The organism is Stenotrophomonas sp. yr243 (genome assembly GCF_900184195.1).
GTDB lineage: Bacteria > Pseudomonadota > Gammaproteobacteria > Xanthomonadales > Xanthomonadaceae > Stenotrophomonas > Stenotrophomonas lactitubi.
Genome location: NZ_FXWT01000003.1, coordinates 543,516 through 560,596 on the forward strand (window position 1 = coordinate 543,516; position 17,081 = coordinate 560,596).

Consider the following 17,081-nt stretch of genomic DNA (forward strand, 5'->3'; position numbering starts at 1 on the left):
CGCCTGTGGTCCGATCATCGGTCAAAATGGTACGACCAATAATGACGGACACGACGCCCCCACGCAGTGGGGAACCTCCTGTTCCTGTCGAGAGCCCTCATGCAGCCCTGGCAACACGTGTACGACCCCGCTGGCAACCTGTGGTTGTCGAGCCTGATCGCGCTGCTGCCGATCGCCTTCTTCTTCATTGCCCTGGCCGTGCTGCGCATGAAGGGCTGGATCGCCGGCACCATCACCGTGGCCATCGCGCTTGGCGTGGCACTGCTGTTCTATCGCATGCCCGTTGCGCAGGCGCTGGGCGCGGCGGGCTTTGGCTTCGTCTATGGCCTGTGGCCGATTGCCTGGATCATCATCGGCGCGGTGTTCCTTTACAAGGTCTCGGTCAAGACCGGCCAGTTCGACATCATCCGCGCCTCGATCCTGTCGGTCACCGAGGACCAGCGGTTGCAGATGCTGATGGTCGGCTTCGCCTTCGGTGCCTTCCTGGAAGGTGCGGCCGGGTTCGGTGCGCCAGTGGCGATCACCGCCGCGCTGCTGGTCGGGCTGGGCTTCAAGCCACTGTATGCGGCCGGCCTGTGCCTGATCGTCAACACCGCGCCGGTAGCGTTCGGCGCAATGGGCATTCCGATCATCGTGGCGGGGCAGGTGACAGGCCTGGACGCCTTCGAGATCGGCCAGATGGCGGGCCGCCAGCTGCCGTTCCTGACCATCATCGTGCTGTTCTGGATCATGGCGATCATGGATGGCTGGCGTGGCATCAAGGAAACCTGGCCGGCGGTGCTGGTGGCCGGTGGTTCGTTCGCCATTGCCCAGTACCTGACCTCCAACTTCATCGGCCCGGAACTGCCGGACATCACCGCGTCGCTGGCATCGTTGGTCTGCCTGACCCTGTTCCTGCGCCGCTGGAAGCCGGTACGGATCTTCCGCTTCGATACCGAAACCAGCGCCGAGGCGGCGGCACAGGCACTGGAAGCACCGCGCCACAGCGTTGGCCAGATCGCCAAGGCGTGGTCGCCGTTCCTGATCCTCACCGCGATGGTCACCGTGTGGAGCATAAAGCCGTTCAAGTCGTTGTTCGCAGCCGGTGGCCCGCTTGAAAGCTGGGTGCTGAAGATTCCGGTGCCGGGCCTGGACCAGATGGTGCAGAAGATGCCGCCGATCGTCGAAGCGCCGCTGAGCTATGAGGCGGTGTACAAGTTCGACTGGTTCTCGGCCACCGGTACCTCGATCATCCTCGCCGCGGTGATCGCGATCATCGCCCTGCGCATGCCGGCCAAGGCCGCGCTGCAGACCTTCGGCGAAACCGTGCGCGAGCTGCGCATGCCGATCTTCTCGATCGGCATGGTGCTGGCGTTCGCCTTTATCGCCAACTATTCGGGCCTGTCGGCCACGCTGGCGCTGGCACTGGCGCACACCGGCAAGGCGTTCCCGTTCTTCTCGCCGTTCCTGGGCTGGCTGGGCGTGTTCCTGACCGGCTCGGATACCTCGTCCAATGCGCTGTTCTCGGCGCTGCAGGCAACCACCGCGCAGCAGATCGGCGTGTCCGACGTGCTGCTGGTAGCGGCCAACACCACCGGCGGTGTCACCGGCAAGATGATCTCGCCGCAGTCCATTGCCATTGCCTGCGCAGCGGTGGGCCTGGCCGGCAAGGAATCGGACCTGTTCCGCTTCACCGTCAAGCACAGCCTGATCTTCACCACGATGGTCGGCCTGATCACCCTGGCCCAGGCCTACTGGCTGACCTGGATGATTCCCTGAGCATGCAGCGCAGGCCGACCAACAGCGGCGTGCTTCGGGCCACAATGGCGCCATGAGCACACAACGGGTTTCGGACAAGGTGGCCGCGCAGCTGCGTGCGCTGGTGCAGGAACAGCAGTTGCAGCCGGGCGACAGGCTGCCGGCCGAGCGCACGCTGGCGGTTCAGCTCGGGGTCTCGCGCACGGCACTGCGCGAGGCCATCGCGCAGTTGGCCAGCCACGGCCTGCTGACCGCGCGGGTAGGCGGCGGCACCTACGTGAGCGAGCCAGCCGCACGTGCACGGCAGGCGTTGGATGAACCCTTGGTACCGTACCTGCCGCTGTTCCAGGGCGACCCGGAATATCGATTCGACGTGCTGGAAATCCGCCACGCACTGGAAGGCGCCACGGCCTGGCACGCGGCGCTGCGCGCCACCGACGAGGACCGCGCGCGCATCGCCCAGGCGTTCCAGACCATGATGGACGCGCATGGCAAGGATGACCCCACCGGCGAAGCCGAGGCCGATGCGGCCTTCCACCTGTCCATCGCCGAGGCATCGCACAATCTGGTGCTGCTGCAGGTGATGCGCGGTCTGTTCGAGCTGCTGCAGACCAACATCTCGCAGAGCCGTGAAAAGCTGTACACCTCGGCCAGGACCTTCTCGCCACTGTCCGACCAGCACCGCGAAATGATGGATGCGGTGCTGGCCGGCGACCCCGAACGTGCGCGCGCCGCCGCGCATGCCCACCTCGAGTTCGTGCACACCACGCTGCGCACGCTTGATGACAACGAAGCCCGGCGTACGCGGGCCTCGCGCCTGCCTTCCCCACACGGTTGACCCCATGATCATTTCCGCCTCCACCGATTACCGTGCAGCAGCCGAGCGTCGGCTGCCGCCGTTCCTGTTCCACTACATCGATGGCGGCGCGTACGCCGAGCACACGCTGAAGCGCAACGTGTCCGACCTGTCCGGCATCGCGCTGCGCCAGCGCATCCTGCGCAACATGTCCGACCTGAGCCTGGAAACCGAGCTGTTCGGCGAGAAGCTGGCGATGCCGGTGGCGCTGGCCCCGGTCGGGCTGACTGGCATGTATGCCCGTCGCGGTGAAGTGCAGGCGGCGCGCGCGGCAGACAGTCGCGGCATTCCGTTCACGCTGTCCACGGTGTCGGTGTGCCCGATCGAAGAAGTCGCGCCGGCGATCCAGCGGCCGATGTGGTTCCAGCTGTACGTGCTGCGCGACCGTGGTTTCATGCGCAACGCGCTGGAGCGTGCAAAGGCGGCGGGCGTGACCACCCTGGTGTTCACCGTAGACATGCCGGTGCCGGGCGCGCGCTATCGTGACGCACACTCGGGCATGAGTGGCCCGAATGCTGCTATGCGCCGCATCGGCCAGGCCATCACCCATCCGCGCTGGGCGTGGGACGTGGGCCTGCGCGGACGCCCGCATGACCTCGGCAACATTTCCACTTACCGTGGCAACCCAACGGGCCTGGAGGACTACATCGGCTGGCTGGGCAGCAACTTCGATCCGTCCATTTCGTGGAAGGACCTGGAGTGGATCCGCGAGTTCTGGAAGGGCCCGATGGTGATCAAGGGCATCCTCGACCCGGACGATGCGCGTGACGCGGTCGCCTTCGGTGCCGATGGCATCGTGGTCTCCAACCATGGTGGCCGCCAGCTGGATGGTGTGCTGTCCACTGCGCGTGCCTTGCCTGCCATCGCCGACGCGGTGCAGGGCGACCTGAAGATCCTCGCCGACTCGGGCATCCGCACCGGCCTGGACGTGGTGCGCATGCTGGCGCTGGGCGCCGATACCGTGCTGCTGGGTCGCGCCTTCGTCTACGCGCTTGCCGCGCAGGGCGAGGCCGGCGTGGCCAACCTGCTGGACCTGATCGCCAAGGAGATGCGCGTGGCGATGACACTGACCGGTGCGCACCGCATCGCCGATATCGGCCGTGATTCGCTGGTGCGCCTGCCATGAGTGATCGCAACACGGTGCTGGCGCAGTTGCGTTCGGCGGTGGGGGACCGCCACGTACTGACCGGCGACAAGGCCACCCGTCGCTTCCGTCGCGGCTATCGCTTCGGCGACGGCCCGGCACTGGCGGTAGTGCGCCCGGGCACGCTGCTGCAGCTGTGGCAGGTGCTGCAGGCGGCGGTGCAGGGCGGCGCGGCGATCATCCTGCAGGCAGCCAATACCGGCCTGACCGGCGGTTCCACTCCGGATGGCGATGACTACGGCCGGCCGATCGTGCTGGTCAGCACCCTGCGCCTGACCGGCATCCAGCTGTTGAACGAAGGGCGGCAGGTACTGTGCCTGCCCGGCGCGACGCTGGACCGCCTGGAGCAGACGCTGGCACCGCTGGGCCGCGAGCCGCACTCGGTGATCGGCTCTTCGTGCATTGGTGCCTCGGTGCTGGGCGGTATCTGCAACAACTCCGGGGGCGCACTGGTGCGCCGTGGCCCTGCCTACACCGAGCTGGCGCTGTATGCACAGGTTGACGCACAGGGCGAACTGCAACTGGTCAACCATCTGGGCATCGCACTGGGCGACACGCCCGAGCAGATCCTGCGGCGCCTGCAGGACGGTGACTACCGCGCTGCAGACGTCAGCAATGGGGATGGCCGTGCCGCCTCCGATCCGCGTTACGCCGAGGAAGTACGCAAGGTGGACGCCGGTACCCCGGCTCGCTTCAATGCCGATCCCAGCCGCCATTTCGAGGCAGCCGGTTCGGCAGGCAAGTTGGCGGTATTCGCTGTGCGCCTGGATACGTTCGAGAAGGAGGCCGCCGAGGTCTTCTACATCGGCAGCAACCGCACCGACAGCCTGACCGCGATCCGCCGCCAGCTGCTGACCGGCTTCGAGCGCCTGCCGATCGCCGGCGAGTACATCCACCGTGATGCCTATGACATCGGTGAGCGTTACGGCAAGGACAGTTTCCTGCTGATCGACAAGCTCGGTACCGCGCGCGTTCCGGCTGCATTCGCGCTGAAGAGCCGGGTCGATGGCTGGTTCGAACGGCTTGGCCTGCGCGGTGTCACCGACCGGGTGATGCAGACGCTGACCGGTCTGCTGCCTTCGCACCTGCCCAAGCGCATGGGCGAGTTCCGGCAGCGGTACGAGCATCACCTGCTGCTGAAGGTTTCCGCACAGGATGCGGCCGCCACCGAGGCGTGGCTGCGCAGCTTCTTCAACGACCATGAAGGCGGTTATTTCCGTTGCACGGCGGACGAAGGGCGCAAGGCGTTCCTGCATCGCTTCGCCGTGGCCGGTGCCGCCGTGCGCTACCGCGAAGTGCATCGCGAGCAGGTGCAGGACATCGTCGCGCTGGACATTGCGCTGCGCCGCGACGATGCCGACTGGTTCGAGCAGTTGCCGGCCGATATCGACGGGCGTCTGCTGCACAAGCTGTACTACGGTCACTTCCTGTGCCACGTGTTCCACCAGGATTACATCGCGCGCAAGGGTGAAGACCCGATGGCCATCGAGCACGCGATGTGGGCATTGCTGGACCAGCGCGGTGCCGAGTATCCGGCCGAGCACAATGTTGGCCATCTGTATCCAGCCAAGCCGGCGCTGGCCGGTTTCTACCGCACGCTGGACCCGAGCAATACCTTCAACCCCGGCATCGGCCAGACGTCGAAGGCGAAGGGGTGGGGTAGCTGCGACTGCGACGGGCACTGAGCTGCAACGCAGCGCCTGCGCTACCATCGGCCCCTCGCAAGGACGTGCCGGCGCGCACAGGATGATCATGAGTTCCACGCGTATTGCTTACGCCGTGCTGTCCGCCCTGCTGCTGGCGTCGTCGCTGCCGGCAGCGGCGGACGTAGCACCCGTTCAACACGATGCTGCAGGCAACCGGTTGGAGGCGCTATTGCTGCAGGGCGAGCGCGGAGCGGACGACCCCGAGCGCTACTGCACTGCCGATGGCCAGTGGTGCGTGCGGGCGTTGCCTGCAACGGGCGAAGACCAGCCGGCAGCGCTGGAAGTCGCCGAGCGTGCGGGTGATGAAGCCGAACCGCGGATGCGCCACGTCCCCATCGAGGTGGTTGACGATGGCGACCTGCGGGTCTGGCCTTTCATCGTGCGCCTGGCCCCCGGCGCGGGGGCAGGTCAGGCCGTGGCCGATCCGCAACAGGCGGCACTGCAGAACGTGCTGGTCGGCGGTCTGCTGGAGGCCCGCGCGATGTATTCCGGCGGCGGTGCCAGCGCATCGACCCTGCAACTGGCGCGCATCCGTCATCTCGATGATGGCGTCCAGGTGGACGCCGACGTGCTGTCCGTTGCGTGGTCGGCCAACAAGATGATCCGGGCCTGTTTCAGCGAGCGCGATTTCGATCAGCGCGCCGGTGCCTGCCACGACGAGTACAGTTTCGATGCGGAACTTGTGCTGGCAACCGAAGGGCAGGACATGCCCGTGCTGCGCTACCGGACCGAGGCCAGCAACTATCCGGCCGGGGTATCACCGCAGCGGGACTCGCTGGCCAAAGGACGATTGAAGAAGAAGGACCTGCGTACCGAACAGGATGCGGAGTGCAGCTACACGCGCGTCTTCCGCTTCACCTCAGGGGCTTACCAGCCGGATCAGCCGCTGCCGGAGTGCTCGGGCTACACCGAGCCCTGAGCCATGGAGCCGGGCTTGGGCCCGGCTCTACGCGACGGCGCTGGCGTGCTTACTCGCAACGCGTGGCGGTGATGATGTTGTCCTTGTCCACGAACACGCGCAGGCGGTCCTGGCGGATGTCCTTGGTGGTGATGGTGGCCGGGCCGATGGGATTGACCATGCCGGCGCCGCTTTCGCTGGACAGGCGACGGATGTTCGGCTCGTTGGCCGGCTGGCCGATGGCCCAGCCCAGCTGGCTGGCATCGCAGCGGCCACTGCCCTTGACCTCCGGGCCGGGAGTGCTGACACAGGCCGACAGCAACAAGGCCGAGGCGGGCAGCAACAGAGTCAGGCGGATGGTCATGCGGGCGCTCCTGCGCAGGGGATTGGCGGCACGATAGCACTGACCGCGCGAAACCCGGCAGCGTTCGGGTCATTGCCCGCGCGGCCGCCGCACTGCATAGTGGCCGGCGTTGCCGGCAGCGCGCCGGCGGGCAGACCGGGCCAGTCCGGTGCAGGTGTTGGATCCGGTATGACGGCAGGCAGTTTGCGAGGCAGGCAGAACGCAGTGAAGGCGCTGGCAGTGCTGTCGCTGCTTTGCATGACAGTGGTGGCCGTGGCTGCCGAGCCGAGCGCAGCGCCTGCTGCCGAAGCTCCTGTGTTTGGTGCCTGGCGCAATCTGCAGACCGAAGCCGGTTACCAGCCGGCGCAGCGCAACCTGGCGTTCGCGATGCTGCCGCAGGCCGCCACCCGGGGTGATCGCTTCGTGGTCCTCGACCGTGAAGGCAAGCGCGCGGTGTGCTGCCTGCAGGTGGCCAGCGAGTCGCTGGGCGTTGCCGCGCTTCGCGAGCAGTACCACCTGCCGCAGGCCGGTGTGACCGATCTGAGCAACGGCCGCAGCCCTGCGCGCCCGTACCTGCCGCATGTCTATGCGATGCAGCGGGTGGATGAACTGGCCGACTATGGTTTCGCCGATGTTGCCGGTGCCTACAGCGATCTGGGCGGGCTGTTGCTGCCTGACGCCGCCGCGCTGGCCGCCGACGGAAGCGAGGTGCGCCTGGGCGAGGCCCATTATCGCCTGCAGTTCCATCGCCAGCCGCTGGCCGATGATGATGGCGCACTGGACCGCTATACCCTGCAGTTGCTGCCTACGGGTGCACCGGTCGTGGTTGAAGTGCCGTTCGGCACCTACTGATTGCCACATCCCACTGGCTAGAATGGCGCGCGGCGCTGCCTGTCGCGCCTGATCCCGCGAGTTGTTGCCGTGCGATTTCTGCTGCTGCCCCTGTTGTTGCTGGCCGGTTGTGCCAGCGTGCCCCCCGCGCCGCCGCCGGCACATTCGGATGCGCTGTGGCGCCTGATCGAGCGTGATTGCCAAGGCGCACAGTCGCCACGCGGCGATTGCCTGCAGGTGCGCCCTGCCGTCGACCACCGCGATGTGCTGGTCAAGGATGCGCACGGCCACTATCAGTTCCTGCTGATGCCGCTGGACAAGGTCAGTGGCATCGAAAGCCCCGCGCTGTACCGACGCGGCGCACCCAATTACTTCGCCGCCGCCTGGCAGGCCCGCGCGCGCACCGAACAGGCGCTGGGCCAGCCGCTGCCGCGCAGCGTCGCCAGCCTTGCATTGAACTCGCCGCATGGCCGTTCGCAGCACCAGCTGCACATCCACGTCGACTGCCTGCGCGCTGACGTGCTGCAGGCGTTGGAAGACAATCGCGCGACCCTCGGCACGCAGTGGGCACCGTTGCCGGTGCTGTTGCGCGGCCATCAGTACCAGGCGCGGCTGCTGCCGGGCGTGGCGTTGACCGCCAATCCGCTCAACCTGCTGGCCTATGGCCTGAGCGGTGTGGACAAGGTTGGCCAATGGAGCCTGCTGGTGGCGGGGCACGAGGACGTGCACGGCGCGCCCGGCTTCATCCTGCTGGCCACGCAGCTGGACCCGGACAGCGGCAACGATGCCAGCGCCGAGGAGCTGCAGGACCATGCCTGCAGCGTGTTGACCGGCGCGGATGCTTCGCTGGAGCGGGTGCGCTAGTTTTCCGTCGGCTGCCGCTGCAGCCAGACGGGGGCAGTCAGCGCGTACAGCTGGCGGTCCTGCCAGCCCTCGGCATCCAGGTGGTGGTCGCGCAGCAGGCCTTCGCGCTCGAAGCCGATCGCCTGCAGGGTAGCGACCAGTTCGCTGCCTGCATCGGGCGGCAGCAGGACGAACAAGCGACGGATTCCTACCTGTTCGAACAGGAACGTGCACAGCGCCTGCAACGAAGCGCGCAGCTGCCGTTGCCGGGGACAGCCCCCTGCATGCAGCCAGCGCAGTTCGACGCTGCGTGCATGCGCGCAATGCAGGCGCAGGTTCAACTGGTCCAGCAGTTCACCCGCCGCATCGAAGCTGCCCAGCAGCAGATGATCGTTGTCGTGTTGCAGCTGTGAACGCTGCACACCGCAGAGGAAGTGGGCTTCGGCATCGAAATGGCCAGGCAGGTTGCTGCTGCGTTCGACCTGCTGATAGTAGTGACGCCAGGCGGAAAGGTCCGAACGCTGCAGGGGACGCAGCACGACAGGCCCGTGCTGGAGCAGCAGGAGATGGCGGCGCAGCACCGGTCGCAGCGGTGGCAGGGAAGTAGGGAAATACCGGTTCATGGCGTGGGACGATGCCGCACCTGGGCGAACTGGAACAATGAAAGAAGTTGCAAACGCGGTGTTGCCGACGCCTGCGGTCTGATTCGGTTCAGGCATAAGGCCATCAGGCCTGGTCATTTCCGTTGCAACCATCCGTTCAGGACACTTTCGTTACGGGATCGTTATGCGCGCACCGTCGCCAGCGCCCCGGACCACCCGCCCAACTCCCCCAGGAAGCCCATGTCCGCCTCTTCCCTGGCGCTGCGCCCGCGTCCGCTGGTGCTTGCCTTGTCGTCCCTGATGCTGGCCTCGTTGCCGGCCTTCGCGCAGGAAAGCGCACCCACCTCATTGCAGGAAGTGAAGGTCACCGGCTCGCGCATCCCGCGTGCCAGCGTCGAGGGACCGTCGCCGGTCACGGTGATCAGCCGCGAGCAGATCGATGCGCAGGGCTACCGCAACGCATTCGATGCGCTGAGCGCGCTCACTGAAAACACCGGCAACGTGCAGGGTGAGGACTTCGGCAATACCTTCACCCCGGCGGCCAACACCATCAACCTGCGTGGCCTCGGCCCGAACCGCACGCTGGTGCTGGTCAACGGCCGCCGTCAGGCCGATTATCCGCTGGCCTACGAAGGCTCGGTGAACGTGGTCAACCTGGCCAACATCCCCAGCGCGCTGATCGAGCGCATCGAGGTGCTGGCCGCCGGCGCATCGGCGGTGTACGGCTCCGATGCCATCGCCGGCGTGGTCAACATCATCCTCAAGGATCGCTTCGACGGTGTGGACGTCAACGTGCGTGCCGGCGGCACCCAGCAGGGCGGTGGTGACAACCAGCGTGTGCAGGTGGTGGGCGGCAGCTCGGGCGAGCGCTGGGAAGGCCTGTTCGGCTTCGAACTGGACGTGCGCAAGGCGATCCACGCGCGGCAGCGCGACTTCATGGATTCGCTGGACGATGATCCCACCGGCAAGGCGCCGCAGCCGACGGCCGTCGCCTATCGTCGCAACGCAGCCACTGGCCGCAATATCGATCCGGGCGCGGCCGGCTGCGATGCGGCCTCGGCCATCTACGGCGGCAGCGTGTTCCGCGCCAACAACCCTCGCCAGGGCGCGTACTGCGGCAGCAACGAAGCCGCTGCCAGCTACTGGACCGTGCAGACCGAGAAGCGCAACCTCAACGGCTACGGTCTGCTGACGTTCCACGTCAACGACACCACCGACCTGTTCGCCGATGTCGCCGTGGGCAGCGCACGGATCCACAACAACACACGCGCGCCCACCTGGACCTCGTCACGCAACTATTTCTACAACCAGAACACGGGCAACCTGGAGAGCTGGTACCGCCGCTTTGCGCCAGAGGAGATCGGTGGCCTGCCGCGCAACGCCAATCGCTTCCTGGAAAACTCGTGGTCGTTCAATGTCGGTGCGCGTGGTCAGATCGGCGACAGCGGCTGGGACTACGAGGCGGTCTACAGCCGCTCGCGCTACGAGAACCGTACGCGCCGCCCGGTGCTGCTGGCTGGCATCAACGAGTACCTGCTGGGGCCGCAGCTCGGTGTGCGCAACGGCGTGGAGGTGTATGCACCGGATCCGTCGCGCCTGTTCCGGCCGCTGACGCCCGATGAGTACGGTCGCCTGTCCGACTACCAGGAGAGCCGCAACGCTGCGTGGCTGCAGACCTTCAGTGCGACGGTCAATGGTCGCCTGTTCGCATTGCCGGGTGGCGACGCCGCGTTGGCCGCGGTGGTTGAAGCGGGCAGCCAGGGCTATCGCAACCGCCCGGACCCACGCCTGGGCACCGGCGAATTCTGGAACACCAGCGCCGGCATCGGTGCCGGTGGCGAGCGTGACCGCTATGCGGCGGGCGTTGAACTGCAGCTGCCGTTGCTGCAGTCGCTGACCACCACCCTGGCAGGTCGCTACGACCAGTACCGTGCTGGTGGCGAGCATCTCGGCAAGGCAACCTGGAGCTTCGGTGTCGAATTCCGTCCGATCGAAAGCCTGCTGATCCGCGGTACTGCGGCCACCAGCTTCCGTGCGCCGGACATGAATTATGTGTTCGCCACCGAGACCCGCGGCTACAACCCCGGCATGACCGACTACTGGCGCTGCCGCACTGCCGGCCAGTCGTATGACAACTGCGACTACAACGGCCTGTCCATCGACTACAGCAACCGCGCCAACCCGCAGCTGCAGCCGGAGTCGGCCAAATCGTATGGTTTCGGCGTGGTCTGGTCGCCGCTGTCCGGGCTGGATTTCAGCGCCGACTACTACGACATCCGCATCGACAACGAGGTGACCAGCCTCGACACCAGCCGCATCCTGCGTGATGAGGCCGACTGCCGGCTGGGTCGCACCCTCGGCGGCGAAGCGCGCGACATCGGCTCGCCGCTGTGCCAGGACGCGCTTTCGCGGGTGATCCGCAACCCCTCCACTGCCACCGTGCAGCCGGACCAGGTGACCCGCGTATTGATCAACCCGATCAATGCGGCGTCCGAGTCGGTGCGCGGCATCGACCTGAAGGGCAACTGGCGCTTCGATGCGGGCCGCTATGGCCGCTTCACCACGCGTCTGGCCTACACCCTGGTGCTGGAGCACGAGTACAAGCAGTTTGCCGATGACGAAGTGCGCGATATCCGCAATTCGCTGGATGACTGGCAGTGGCGCAGCAAGGCCAATGGCAGCATCACCTGGAACCAGGGTGACTGGACCGCGACGATCTATGGCAACCGGTATGGCTCGCTGCCGAAGAGCGATGGCAGTGGCCGCATCGCGCCGTACATGACCTACAACGCCAGTGTGTTCCGCCAGTTCGGCGAGAACCTGACACTGGGTGTGATCGTCAACAACCTGCGCGACAGCCGGCCGCCGGCGGACAGGAACGGGGGTGGTTGGCCGTTCTATCCGGTCGGCAACTACGACCCGTATGGCCGTCAGTTCTGGGTGGAGCTGGATTACCGGTTCCGTTGATCGAAGCGGAAAACGAAAGGCCCGGCATTGCCGGGCTTTTCGTTGTTTGGCACTTCGCTTCCAACGCCATGGAGTGGCATGCTCACAAGGTCACCAGAGAGGAAGCAGCGCATGGACGTTCGTCATCTGATGGTTGTGGTACTTGCAGTTGCGGGCTGCAGCAGCAAGGAAGAAGCACCTGCTGTCGCTGACAAGGATGCCACGATGGCGCCTGCCGACCGGGTTGAGGCAGCGACACCGGCACGTTCCGTTGCGACATCCGCAGGCACTGCCGCCGCTTCGCCAAGGCTTGCAGTCGTTGCTCCGGCGGCCACTCAATCGGGTGCGGCGTTCCTCTCTGGGGAAAGGAGCCTGTTGAGCGAGGGGGCGATGTCCGTCGAAAGATTCCGGGCGGTGGTCGGTTCGAACAGAGCATTCGCACAGGCGGTCAGCCAGTTCGAACAGGACGTGGCGCGCAACCCGGAAGCGCAGGATCTGACCGTGCTGTACAGGTCAGCGGTGACTGCCGCACTGGACGGAAATACGGATCTTGTCTCGTTCGCGTGCGGCTACAGCCTGTGCCTGGGCGAGATCCGCAGCCGGACCGACGACGGCTTCAGCGTCTGGGCGCGCTCCTTCGGTGACGGCAATACGCCCCCCGTCTATGCATTCGCAACGGCCGAGTACACTCTGGGCCGGAACCTGCATTCAGGCCGCTTCGTGTTCTCCACCGATCCGGCTGCAAACGGCATCACCACCCAGTAGGTCGGGATATGCCGGTCGGACGAAACGCTACGGCAGTGCCTGCACCAGATACGACTCGATCACGTAGCTGAAAGGCTGCTGCTGGCGGTCGCGCAGCAGGGCGCGCACTTCCAGGATCACGCCATGGTCGCCTTCGCCGCGCGGTGGCCAGAACGTCTGGTCGGTCACGGTCTGGCGCTGGAAGCCAAGCGGACCGACCACGCGGCCGAACGGCTCGTCGGTGGTGTCGAGCACCTGGTTCATGGCCGGGCTGAGATGGTCGGGCAGGTACCAGTTGTCGGCCTCGGACAGCACGCGGCTGCCGCAGGCCAGCTGCACGCGGCGGTAACGCAGGGGCGTGGAGGCATCGGCGCCCAGGGCCTGCAGCACGTCGGCCGGCGCCGGCTTGTCCTGGCCATGCACACGCACCGCGCGGACCCGGGCCTGCTCGGCCAGGCCGTGCTCGGCGCACCAGCTTTCCAGGGTAGCGGTGGCGCTCTGGCCGGTCAGCACGCGCTGGTGCAGCACCTCGACCAGCGCAGCCGAGGCGATCCGCTGCTGGCCCGGCGGCGCCTGCAGGGGCGCGCTGGCGTTGGCATCGGTGGCGGACAGGCTGGCGATCGGGGCGGCGGCCAACAGGGACGCGGCCTGCCAGCGGCGAAGACGATCGTGGCGGTCGGACGGGCCCATGCGGCATCACAGCGGAAACAGGCGCCCATGTTACCCGTTCAGGCGTGCATCCGGCGTCCCTGCGGCGCAGGGTCGCGGGCGGGATTCATCGTGCCGGTGAATGCATGGCATGCGGATATTTCGTTGGCCGATGGCAGCGGTGACGGGCAGGATGGCGCCAGTATTGGCTTTCCGGGAGATCCAGATGACTCTGCAGTTCGTCCATGGTGGCGTCGATCGCGACGGTACCCCACTGCATTTCCATATTCGTGATGGCCGTTTTGCCGGCATCAATGGCGACGATGCCGCACCGGAGGAGTCCGAAAGCGTCGATCTGACCGGCTTCACGGTTCTGCCTGGACTGGTCGACGGCCATATCCATCTGGACAAGAGCTTCGTCGGCGACCGCTGGCATCCGCATCATCCAGTGAACAGCCTGCGCGAACGCCTGGCGGTGGAGAAGACCGCGATTGCCGCCGCTGCACCGATGGCGGACCGTGCCGAGGCGCTGATCCGCCAGTGCAGCGCATTCGGTACGGTGGCGATGCGTTGCCACGTCGACATCGATGGCAGTACCGGCCTGCAGCATCTGCAGGCCGTGCGCGAGGCGGCGCTGCGCTGTGCCGACATCATGCGCATCCAGCTGGTGGCGTTCCCGCAGGCGGGCGTGATGTCGTGCCCGGGTACGGCGGCGGTTCTGGAACAGGCGATTGCTGCAGGGGTGGAAGTACTGGGTGGCATCGACCCGAGCACGCTGGACGGGGATGCCGACGGCCAGCTTGCGTTGTTGTTCGGGCTGGCCGAGCGCTATGGCGTGCGCCTGGACATCCACCTGCACGAGCCGGGCGAGACCGGGCTGGCGCAGCTGCTGCGGATCGCGGCGCGCACGCGCGCGGCGGGCCTGCAGGGCAGGGTGGCGGTCAGTCACGCTTATGCGCTGGGCGAGGTGCCATTGGCGCGGGCGCTGCAGGTGGGTGAGGCGTTGGCTGCCGCAGGCGTGGCGATCATGAGCAACGCACCGGGCGACCATCCGTTCCCGCCGTTGCGCGCACTGCACGACGCGGGTGTACGCGTGTTTGCCGGCAACGACAACATCCGCGACTGCTGGTGGCCCTACGGCAGTGGCGACCTGCTGCAGCGGGCGATGCTGCTCGGTTACCGCTCCGGCTTCTACACCGATGCGGACCTGATGCTGGCGCTGGACATGGTCACCACCCATGCGGCGACGGTGATCGGGTTGCCGCAGTACGGCATTGCAGACGGTCTGCCGGCCACCTTCGTGGCGGTACGTGCCGATCATGGTCCGGCTGCGGTGGCAGGGGTGCCGGTGGAGCGCCGCGTGGTGGTCGACGGTCGCTGGCTGTAGATCCATGCCGTGCGTGGATGGAACCATCGCGTGGTCACATTCATCCACGCATGGCGTGGATCTATCTCTCACGCAGCGCCAACCCCTTGTAGTGCCGAGCCATGCTCGGCAGCCTTTCAGGCGTAATCGTCGGCGCGGGCGGCGACGAACTCCTCCAACCACGCCAGCAGATGGGCGATGTCGATCGTCTCGCCCTGCTCGACGCGTTTGAGCAGCAGCGTGCCAGCGCCGATCTGCAGGCTGCTGTCGGCATAACGCAGCACCGCGTCGATGCCCCAGGCATCGGTGACCTGCATCCAGGCCAGCCCCGGCACGCGCTGGGCCAGCGTGTCGCCGAACGCCACGCCCAGCGCCTCCCAACCATCGCAGTCGTCCCGATCGATCAGCTCCGCATCGACTACGCGCTGCAGCGTGGGGGCCGACAGTGGCCATTGCACCGGCAGGGTGGGAAATTCGGCGACCACGCGAGCGGCGATCCGTGAACGCTGGTGCTGCAGATGCGCTTGCAGCGCAGCGGGCAGGGGATCGAAGCGGGTGGGAATTTCGTCGGACATGGCGAAGCGCCGCGGGCCACGGAAACAGCAGGCACTCTAGCGGGTAATGCTGCCCGCCGTGCGGCCGGATTGACCATGTTTCGATGCTTGACGCGCGAAAGGCATCCACGCATGGCGTGGATCTACTGTGGTCAGTCCGGTTCGCGTTGCACTTGGCGCCACAGTTCGCTGGCCAGCGCACGCACCGCATCATCAGCGTCCGCACGATGCAGCAGGCCGATCTCGTAGTTGTCTACCACCGGCAGGTCGCGCTCGCCATCGATGATGCGGTGTTCGCGGTTGACCGCGCGACGTGGCAGCAGGCTGATGCCGATGCCGTCGGCCACCGCGCCCTGGATGCCGCTCAGCGAGGAACTGGTGAACGCGATACGCCAGCGCAGGCCAAGGGCTTCGACGGCCTGGATCATCTCGTCGCGGTACAGCCCGCGTGGTGGGAAGGTGACCAGTGGCAGCGGGTCCTGCTGCAGGCTGCTGCTGCGCAGGCTGTCGATCCAGTGCATCGGTTCGCGCCGGCAATGCACGGCCTGGCGGGTGTTGCGACGCTGCTTGACCAGCACCAGGTCCAGCTCGCCATGGTCAAAGCCGTGGGCCAGATCACGGCTGAGACCGCTGCTGATTTCCAGCTTGACCTGCGGGTGGCGGCGGCTGAAGGCAGCGAGCATGCGCGTGGTCTGTGCGTTGACGAAGTCCTCCGGTAAACCGATGCGCACCGCGGTCTCCACGGTGGCGCCGGCCAAGGCCTGGGCCAACTCCTCGTTCAGGTCCAGCATGCGCCGGGCATAACCCAGCAGGGTGTGGCCGGCATCGGTGGGATGCACGTCGCGGTGGCCGCGCTCGAGCAGGCGATGCCCGGCCAGTTCCTCCAGCCGCCGCACCTTCTGGCTGACCGTGGACTGGGTCGAATGCAGGCGGGTGGCCGCCGTGGTGAAGCTGCCGCAGTCGGCGACCATCACCAGGGCCCGCAGCAGGTCCAGTTCGAACACTGTTCTATTCGATTTGGCACTGTCTTGCATTTGAACATTTCACTTCTGGATACCCGTGCCGACTTCTACCATGCAGGGCAGGGACCGGCAATGGCCGGCGCCATCGCGCATGAGGAGAGTCACGATGCACCACCCTCGCTCCCGCCAGCGTCGTTCGGCATTGGGTCGCATGCTGTTGCTGTGCCTGTTGGTCATGGTGATCCCGGCGTGCACGGCGACTTCCCGAAGCGACGCCGATGCGCAGCTGCGCGATGCCGCCAGCCGCGGCGATGTCGAGGCCGTGCGGGAGGCACTGGACGCGGGTGCCGATCTGGAGGCGCGTGACGGCCAGGGCCGCACGGCTCTGCTGCTGGCCACCCACGGCAACAACGTGGACGCGGCGCGTGAGCTGATCGAGGCCGGCGCCGACGTCAATGCCAAGGACTCGATGCAGGACAGCGCCTACCTGTACGCCGGCGCGCGCGGCCTGGATGAGATCCTGGCGCTGACGCTCGCGCACGGTGCAGACCTGCGCAGCACCAACCGCTATGGCGGTACCGCGCTGATTCCTGCTGCCGAACGCGGTCATGTCGCCACCGTGCGTACGCTGTTGCGCGCCGGCGTGGCGGTGGACCATGTCAATCGCCTGCACTGGACTGCGCTGCTGGAGGCGATCCTGCTCGGCGATGGCGGCGCGCGCCACGTGCAGATCGTGCAGCTGCTGCTGGCCGCCGGTGCCAACCCCGAGTTTGCCGATGGCGACGGCGTAACGCCGCTGGCGCATGCCAGGCAACGCGGTTACGCCAACATCGAAACCCTGCTGCGCCAGCACGGCGCGACGCGCTGACAACCGCCCCTTCCACCCGCACGCTGCCGTGCC

Annotated in this window: 16 protein-coding genes; 11 read left to right on the forward strand and 5 right to left on the reverse strand. The window is 66.7% G+C overall.

What is annotated here, in order from left to right; genetic code table 11:
* The first annotated feature begins 99 nt into the window (after positions 1–99).
* From lldP to QOL57_RS15340, 5 genes are all read left to right on the forward strand, one after another.
* Positions 100–1,758 (forward strand): L-lactate permease, encoded by a 1,659-nt coding sequence (gene lldP, locus QOL57_RS15320; protein ID WP_089235950.1) that lies wholly within the window; start codon positions 100–102, stop codon positions 1,756–1,758.
* Between the two features lie 52 nt (positions 1,759–1,810).
* A complete protein-coding gene (lldR, locus tag QOL57_RS15325; RefSeq protein WP_089235949.1) occupies positions 1,811–2,575 on the forward strand; it encodes a transcriptional regulator LldR in 765 nt (254 codons plus the stop codon).
* Positions 2,576–2,579: 4 nt separating this feature from the next.
* Positions 2,580–3,719 (forward strand): FMN-dependent L-lactate dehydrogenase LldD, encoded by a 1,140-nt coding sequence (gene lldD / locus QOL57_RS15330; RefSeq protein WP_089235948.1) that lies wholly within the window; start codon positions 2,580–2,582, stop codon positions 3,717–3,719.
* Positions 3,716–5,422, forward strand: coding sequence for a D-lactate dehydrogenase (dld, locus tag QOL57_RS15335; protein ID WP_089235947.1), 1,707 nt, complete (start codon positions 3,716–3,718; stop codon positions 5,420–5,422). The genes lldD and dld overlap by 4 nt, the downstream gene beginning before the upstream one ends.
* Positions 5,423–5,489: 67 nt before the next feature.
* Positions 5,490–6,362: a hypothetical protein gene (locus QOL57_RS15340; RefSeq protein WP_089237979.1), complete on the forward strand. Its 873-nt coding sequence runs from the start codon at positions 5,490–5,492 to the stop codon at positions 6,360–6,362.
* Between the two features lie 49 nt (positions 6,363–6,411).
* Here the strand turns inward: QOL57_RS15340 and QOL57_RS15345 are convergent, their stop codons facing one another.
* Positions 6,412–6,705, reverse strand: a complete 294-nt coding sequence (locus tag QOL57_RS15345) for a hypothetical protein (protein ID WP_025878511.1) — start codon at positions 6,703–6,705, stop codon at positions 6,412–6,414.
* A 168-nt stretch (positions 6,706–6,873) separates the two neighbouring features.
* Here QOL57_RS15345 and QOL57_RS15350 point away from each other — a divergent pair, with 168 nt between their 5' ends.
* Positions 6,874–7,536, forward strand: coding sequence for a decarboxylase (locus QOL57_RS15350; protein ID WP_089235946.1), 663 nt, complete (start codon positions 6,874–6,876; stop codon positions 7,534–7,536).
* Positions 7,537–7,587: 51 nt separating this feature from the next.
* The gene (locus QOL57_RS15355; protein ID WP_089235945.1) at positions 7,588–8,379 is read left to right on the forward strand and encodes a CDP-diacylglycerol diphosphatase; all 792 of its coding nucleotides are present in this window, start codon (positions 7,588–7,590) and stop codon (positions 8,377–8,379) included.
* Here the strand turns inward: QOL57_RS15355 and QOL57_RS15360 are convergent.
* Positions 8,376–8,897 (reverse strand): GNAT family protein, encoded by a 522-nt coding sequence (locus QOL57_RS15360; RefSeq protein ID WP_342351537.1) that lies wholly within the window; start codon positions 8,895–8,897, stop codon positions 8,376–8,378. The two genes, QOL57_RS15355 and QOL57_RS15360, sit on opposite strands and share 4 nt — an antisense overlap.
* 303 nt (positions 8,898–9,200) lie before the next feature.
* Here QOL57_RS15360 and QOL57_RS15365 point away from each other — a divergent pair, with 303 nt between their 5' ends.
* Positions 9,201–11,927, forward strand: coding sequence for a TonB-dependent receptor (locus QOL57_RS15365; RefSeq protein WP_089235943.1), 2,727 nt, complete (start codon positions 9,201–9,203; stop codon positions 11,925–11,927).
* 111 nt (positions 11,928–12,038) lie between these two features.
* Positions 12,039–12,671 carry a hypothetical protein gene (locus QOL57_RS15370; RefSeq protein ID WP_089237977.1) on the forward strand — a complete coding sequence of 211 codons (633 nt, stop codon included), beginning with the start codon at positions 12,039–12,041 and terminating at the stop codon, positions 12,669–12,671.
* A gap of 27 nt (positions 12,672–12,698) precedes the next feature.
* Here QOL57_RS15370 and QOL57_RS15375 read toward each other — a convergent pair whose 3' ends face one another.
* A complete protein-coding gene (locus tag QOL57_RS15375) occupies positions 12,699–13,340 on the reverse strand; it encodes a hypothetical protein (RefSeq protein ID WP_089235942.1) in 642 nt (213 codons plus the stop codon).
* A gap of 184 nt (positions 13,341–13,524) precedes the next feature.
* Here QOL57_RS15375 and QOL57_RS15380 point away from each other — a divergent pair, with 184 nt between their 5' ends.
* On the forward strand, positions 13,525–14,685 hold the full coding sequence (locus QOL57_RS15380) for an amidohydrolase family protein (protein WP_089235941.1): 1,161 nt from the start codon (positions 13,525–13,527) through the stop codon (positions 14,683–14,685).
* 116 nt (positions 14,686–14,801) lie between these two features.
* On the opposite strand, the gene QOL57_RS15385 is transcribed toward QOL57_RS15380, so the two are convergent.
* Both QOL57_RS15385 and QOL57_RS15390 read right to left on the reverse strand, forming a co-directional pair.
* Positions 14,802–15,239 carry a DUF3806 domain-containing protein gene (locus tag QOL57_RS15385; RefSeq protein WP_089235940.1) on the reverse strand — a complete coding sequence of 146 codons (438 nt, stop codon included), beginning with the start codon at positions 15,237–15,239 and terminating at the stop codon, positions 14,802–14,804.
* Positions 15,240–15,370: 131 nt separating this feature from the next.
* On the reverse strand, positions 15,371–16,252 hold the full coding sequence (locus QOL57_RS15390) for a LysR substrate-binding domain-containing protein (protein ID WP_089235939.1): 882 nt from the start codon (positions 16,250–16,252) through the stop codon (positions 15,371–15,373).
* A gap of 94 nt (positions 16,253–16,346) precedes the next feature.
* Between QOL57_RS15390 and QOL57_RS15395 the strand changes: the two genes are divergently transcribed.
* Positions 16,347–17,048, forward strand: a complete 702-nt coding sequence (locus QOL57_RS15395; protein ID WP_089235938.1) for an ankyrin repeat domain-containing protein — start codon at positions 16,347–16,349, stop codon at positions 17,046–17,048.
* Positions 17,049–17,081 lie beyond the last annotated feature (33 nt).

Coding starts and splice junctions, on each gene's coding strand:
- dld (WP_089235947.1), top strand. CDS start 3,716: ATGAGTGATCGCAACACGGTGCTGGCGCAGTTGCGTTCGGCGGTGGGG.
- QOL57_RS15350 (WP_089235946.1), top strand. CDS start 6,874: ATGACGGCAGGCAGTTTGCGAGGCAGGCAGAACGCAGTGAAGGCGCTG.
- QOL57_RS15370 (WP_089237977.1), top strand. CDS start 12,039: ATGGACGTTCGTCATCTGATGGTTGTGGTACTTGCAGTTGCGGGCTGC.
- lldP (WP_089235950.1), top strand. CDS start 100: ATGCAGCCCTGGCAACACGTGTACGACCCCGCTGGCAACCTGTGGTTG.
- QOL57_RS15340 (WP_089237979.1), top strand. CDS start 5,490: ATGAGTTCCACGCGTATTGCTTACGCCGTGCTGTCCGCCCTGCTGCTG.
- lldD (WP_089235948.1), top strand. CDS start 2,580: ATGATCATTTCCGCCTCCACCGATTACCGTGCAGCAGCCGAGCGTCGG.
- QOL57_RS15390 (WP_089235939.1), bottom strand. CDS start 16,252: ATGCAAGACAGTGCCAAATCGAATAGAACAGTGTTCGAACTGGACCTG.
- QOL57_RS15345 (WP_025878511.1), bottom strand. CDS start 6,705: ATGACCATCCGCCTGACTCTGTTGCTGCCCGCCTCGGCCTTGTTGCTG.
- QOL57_RS15365 (WP_089235943.1), top strand. CDS start 9,201: ATGTCCGCCTCTTCCCTGGCGCTGCGCCCGCGTCCGCTGGTGCTTGCC.
- QOL57_RS15385 (WP_089235940.1), bottom strand. CDS start 15,239: ATGTCCGACGAAATTCCCACCCGCTTCGATCCCCTGCCCGCTGCGCTG.
- QOL57_RS15395 (WP_089235938.1), top strand. CDS start 16,347: ATGCACCACCCTCGCTCCCGCCAGCGTCGTTCGGCATTGGGTCGCATG.
- QOL57_RS15380 (WP_089235941.1), top strand. CDS start 13,525: ATGACTCTGCAGTTCGTCCATGGTGGCGTCGATCGCGACGGTACCCCA.
- lldR (WP_089235949.1), top strand. CDS start 1,811: ATGAGCACACAACGGGTTTCGGACAAGGTGGCCGCGCAGCTGCGTGCG.
- QOL57_RS15375 (WP_089235942.1), bottom strand. CDS start 13,340: ATGGGCCCGTCCGACCGCCACGATCGTCTTCGCCGCTGGCAGGCCGCG.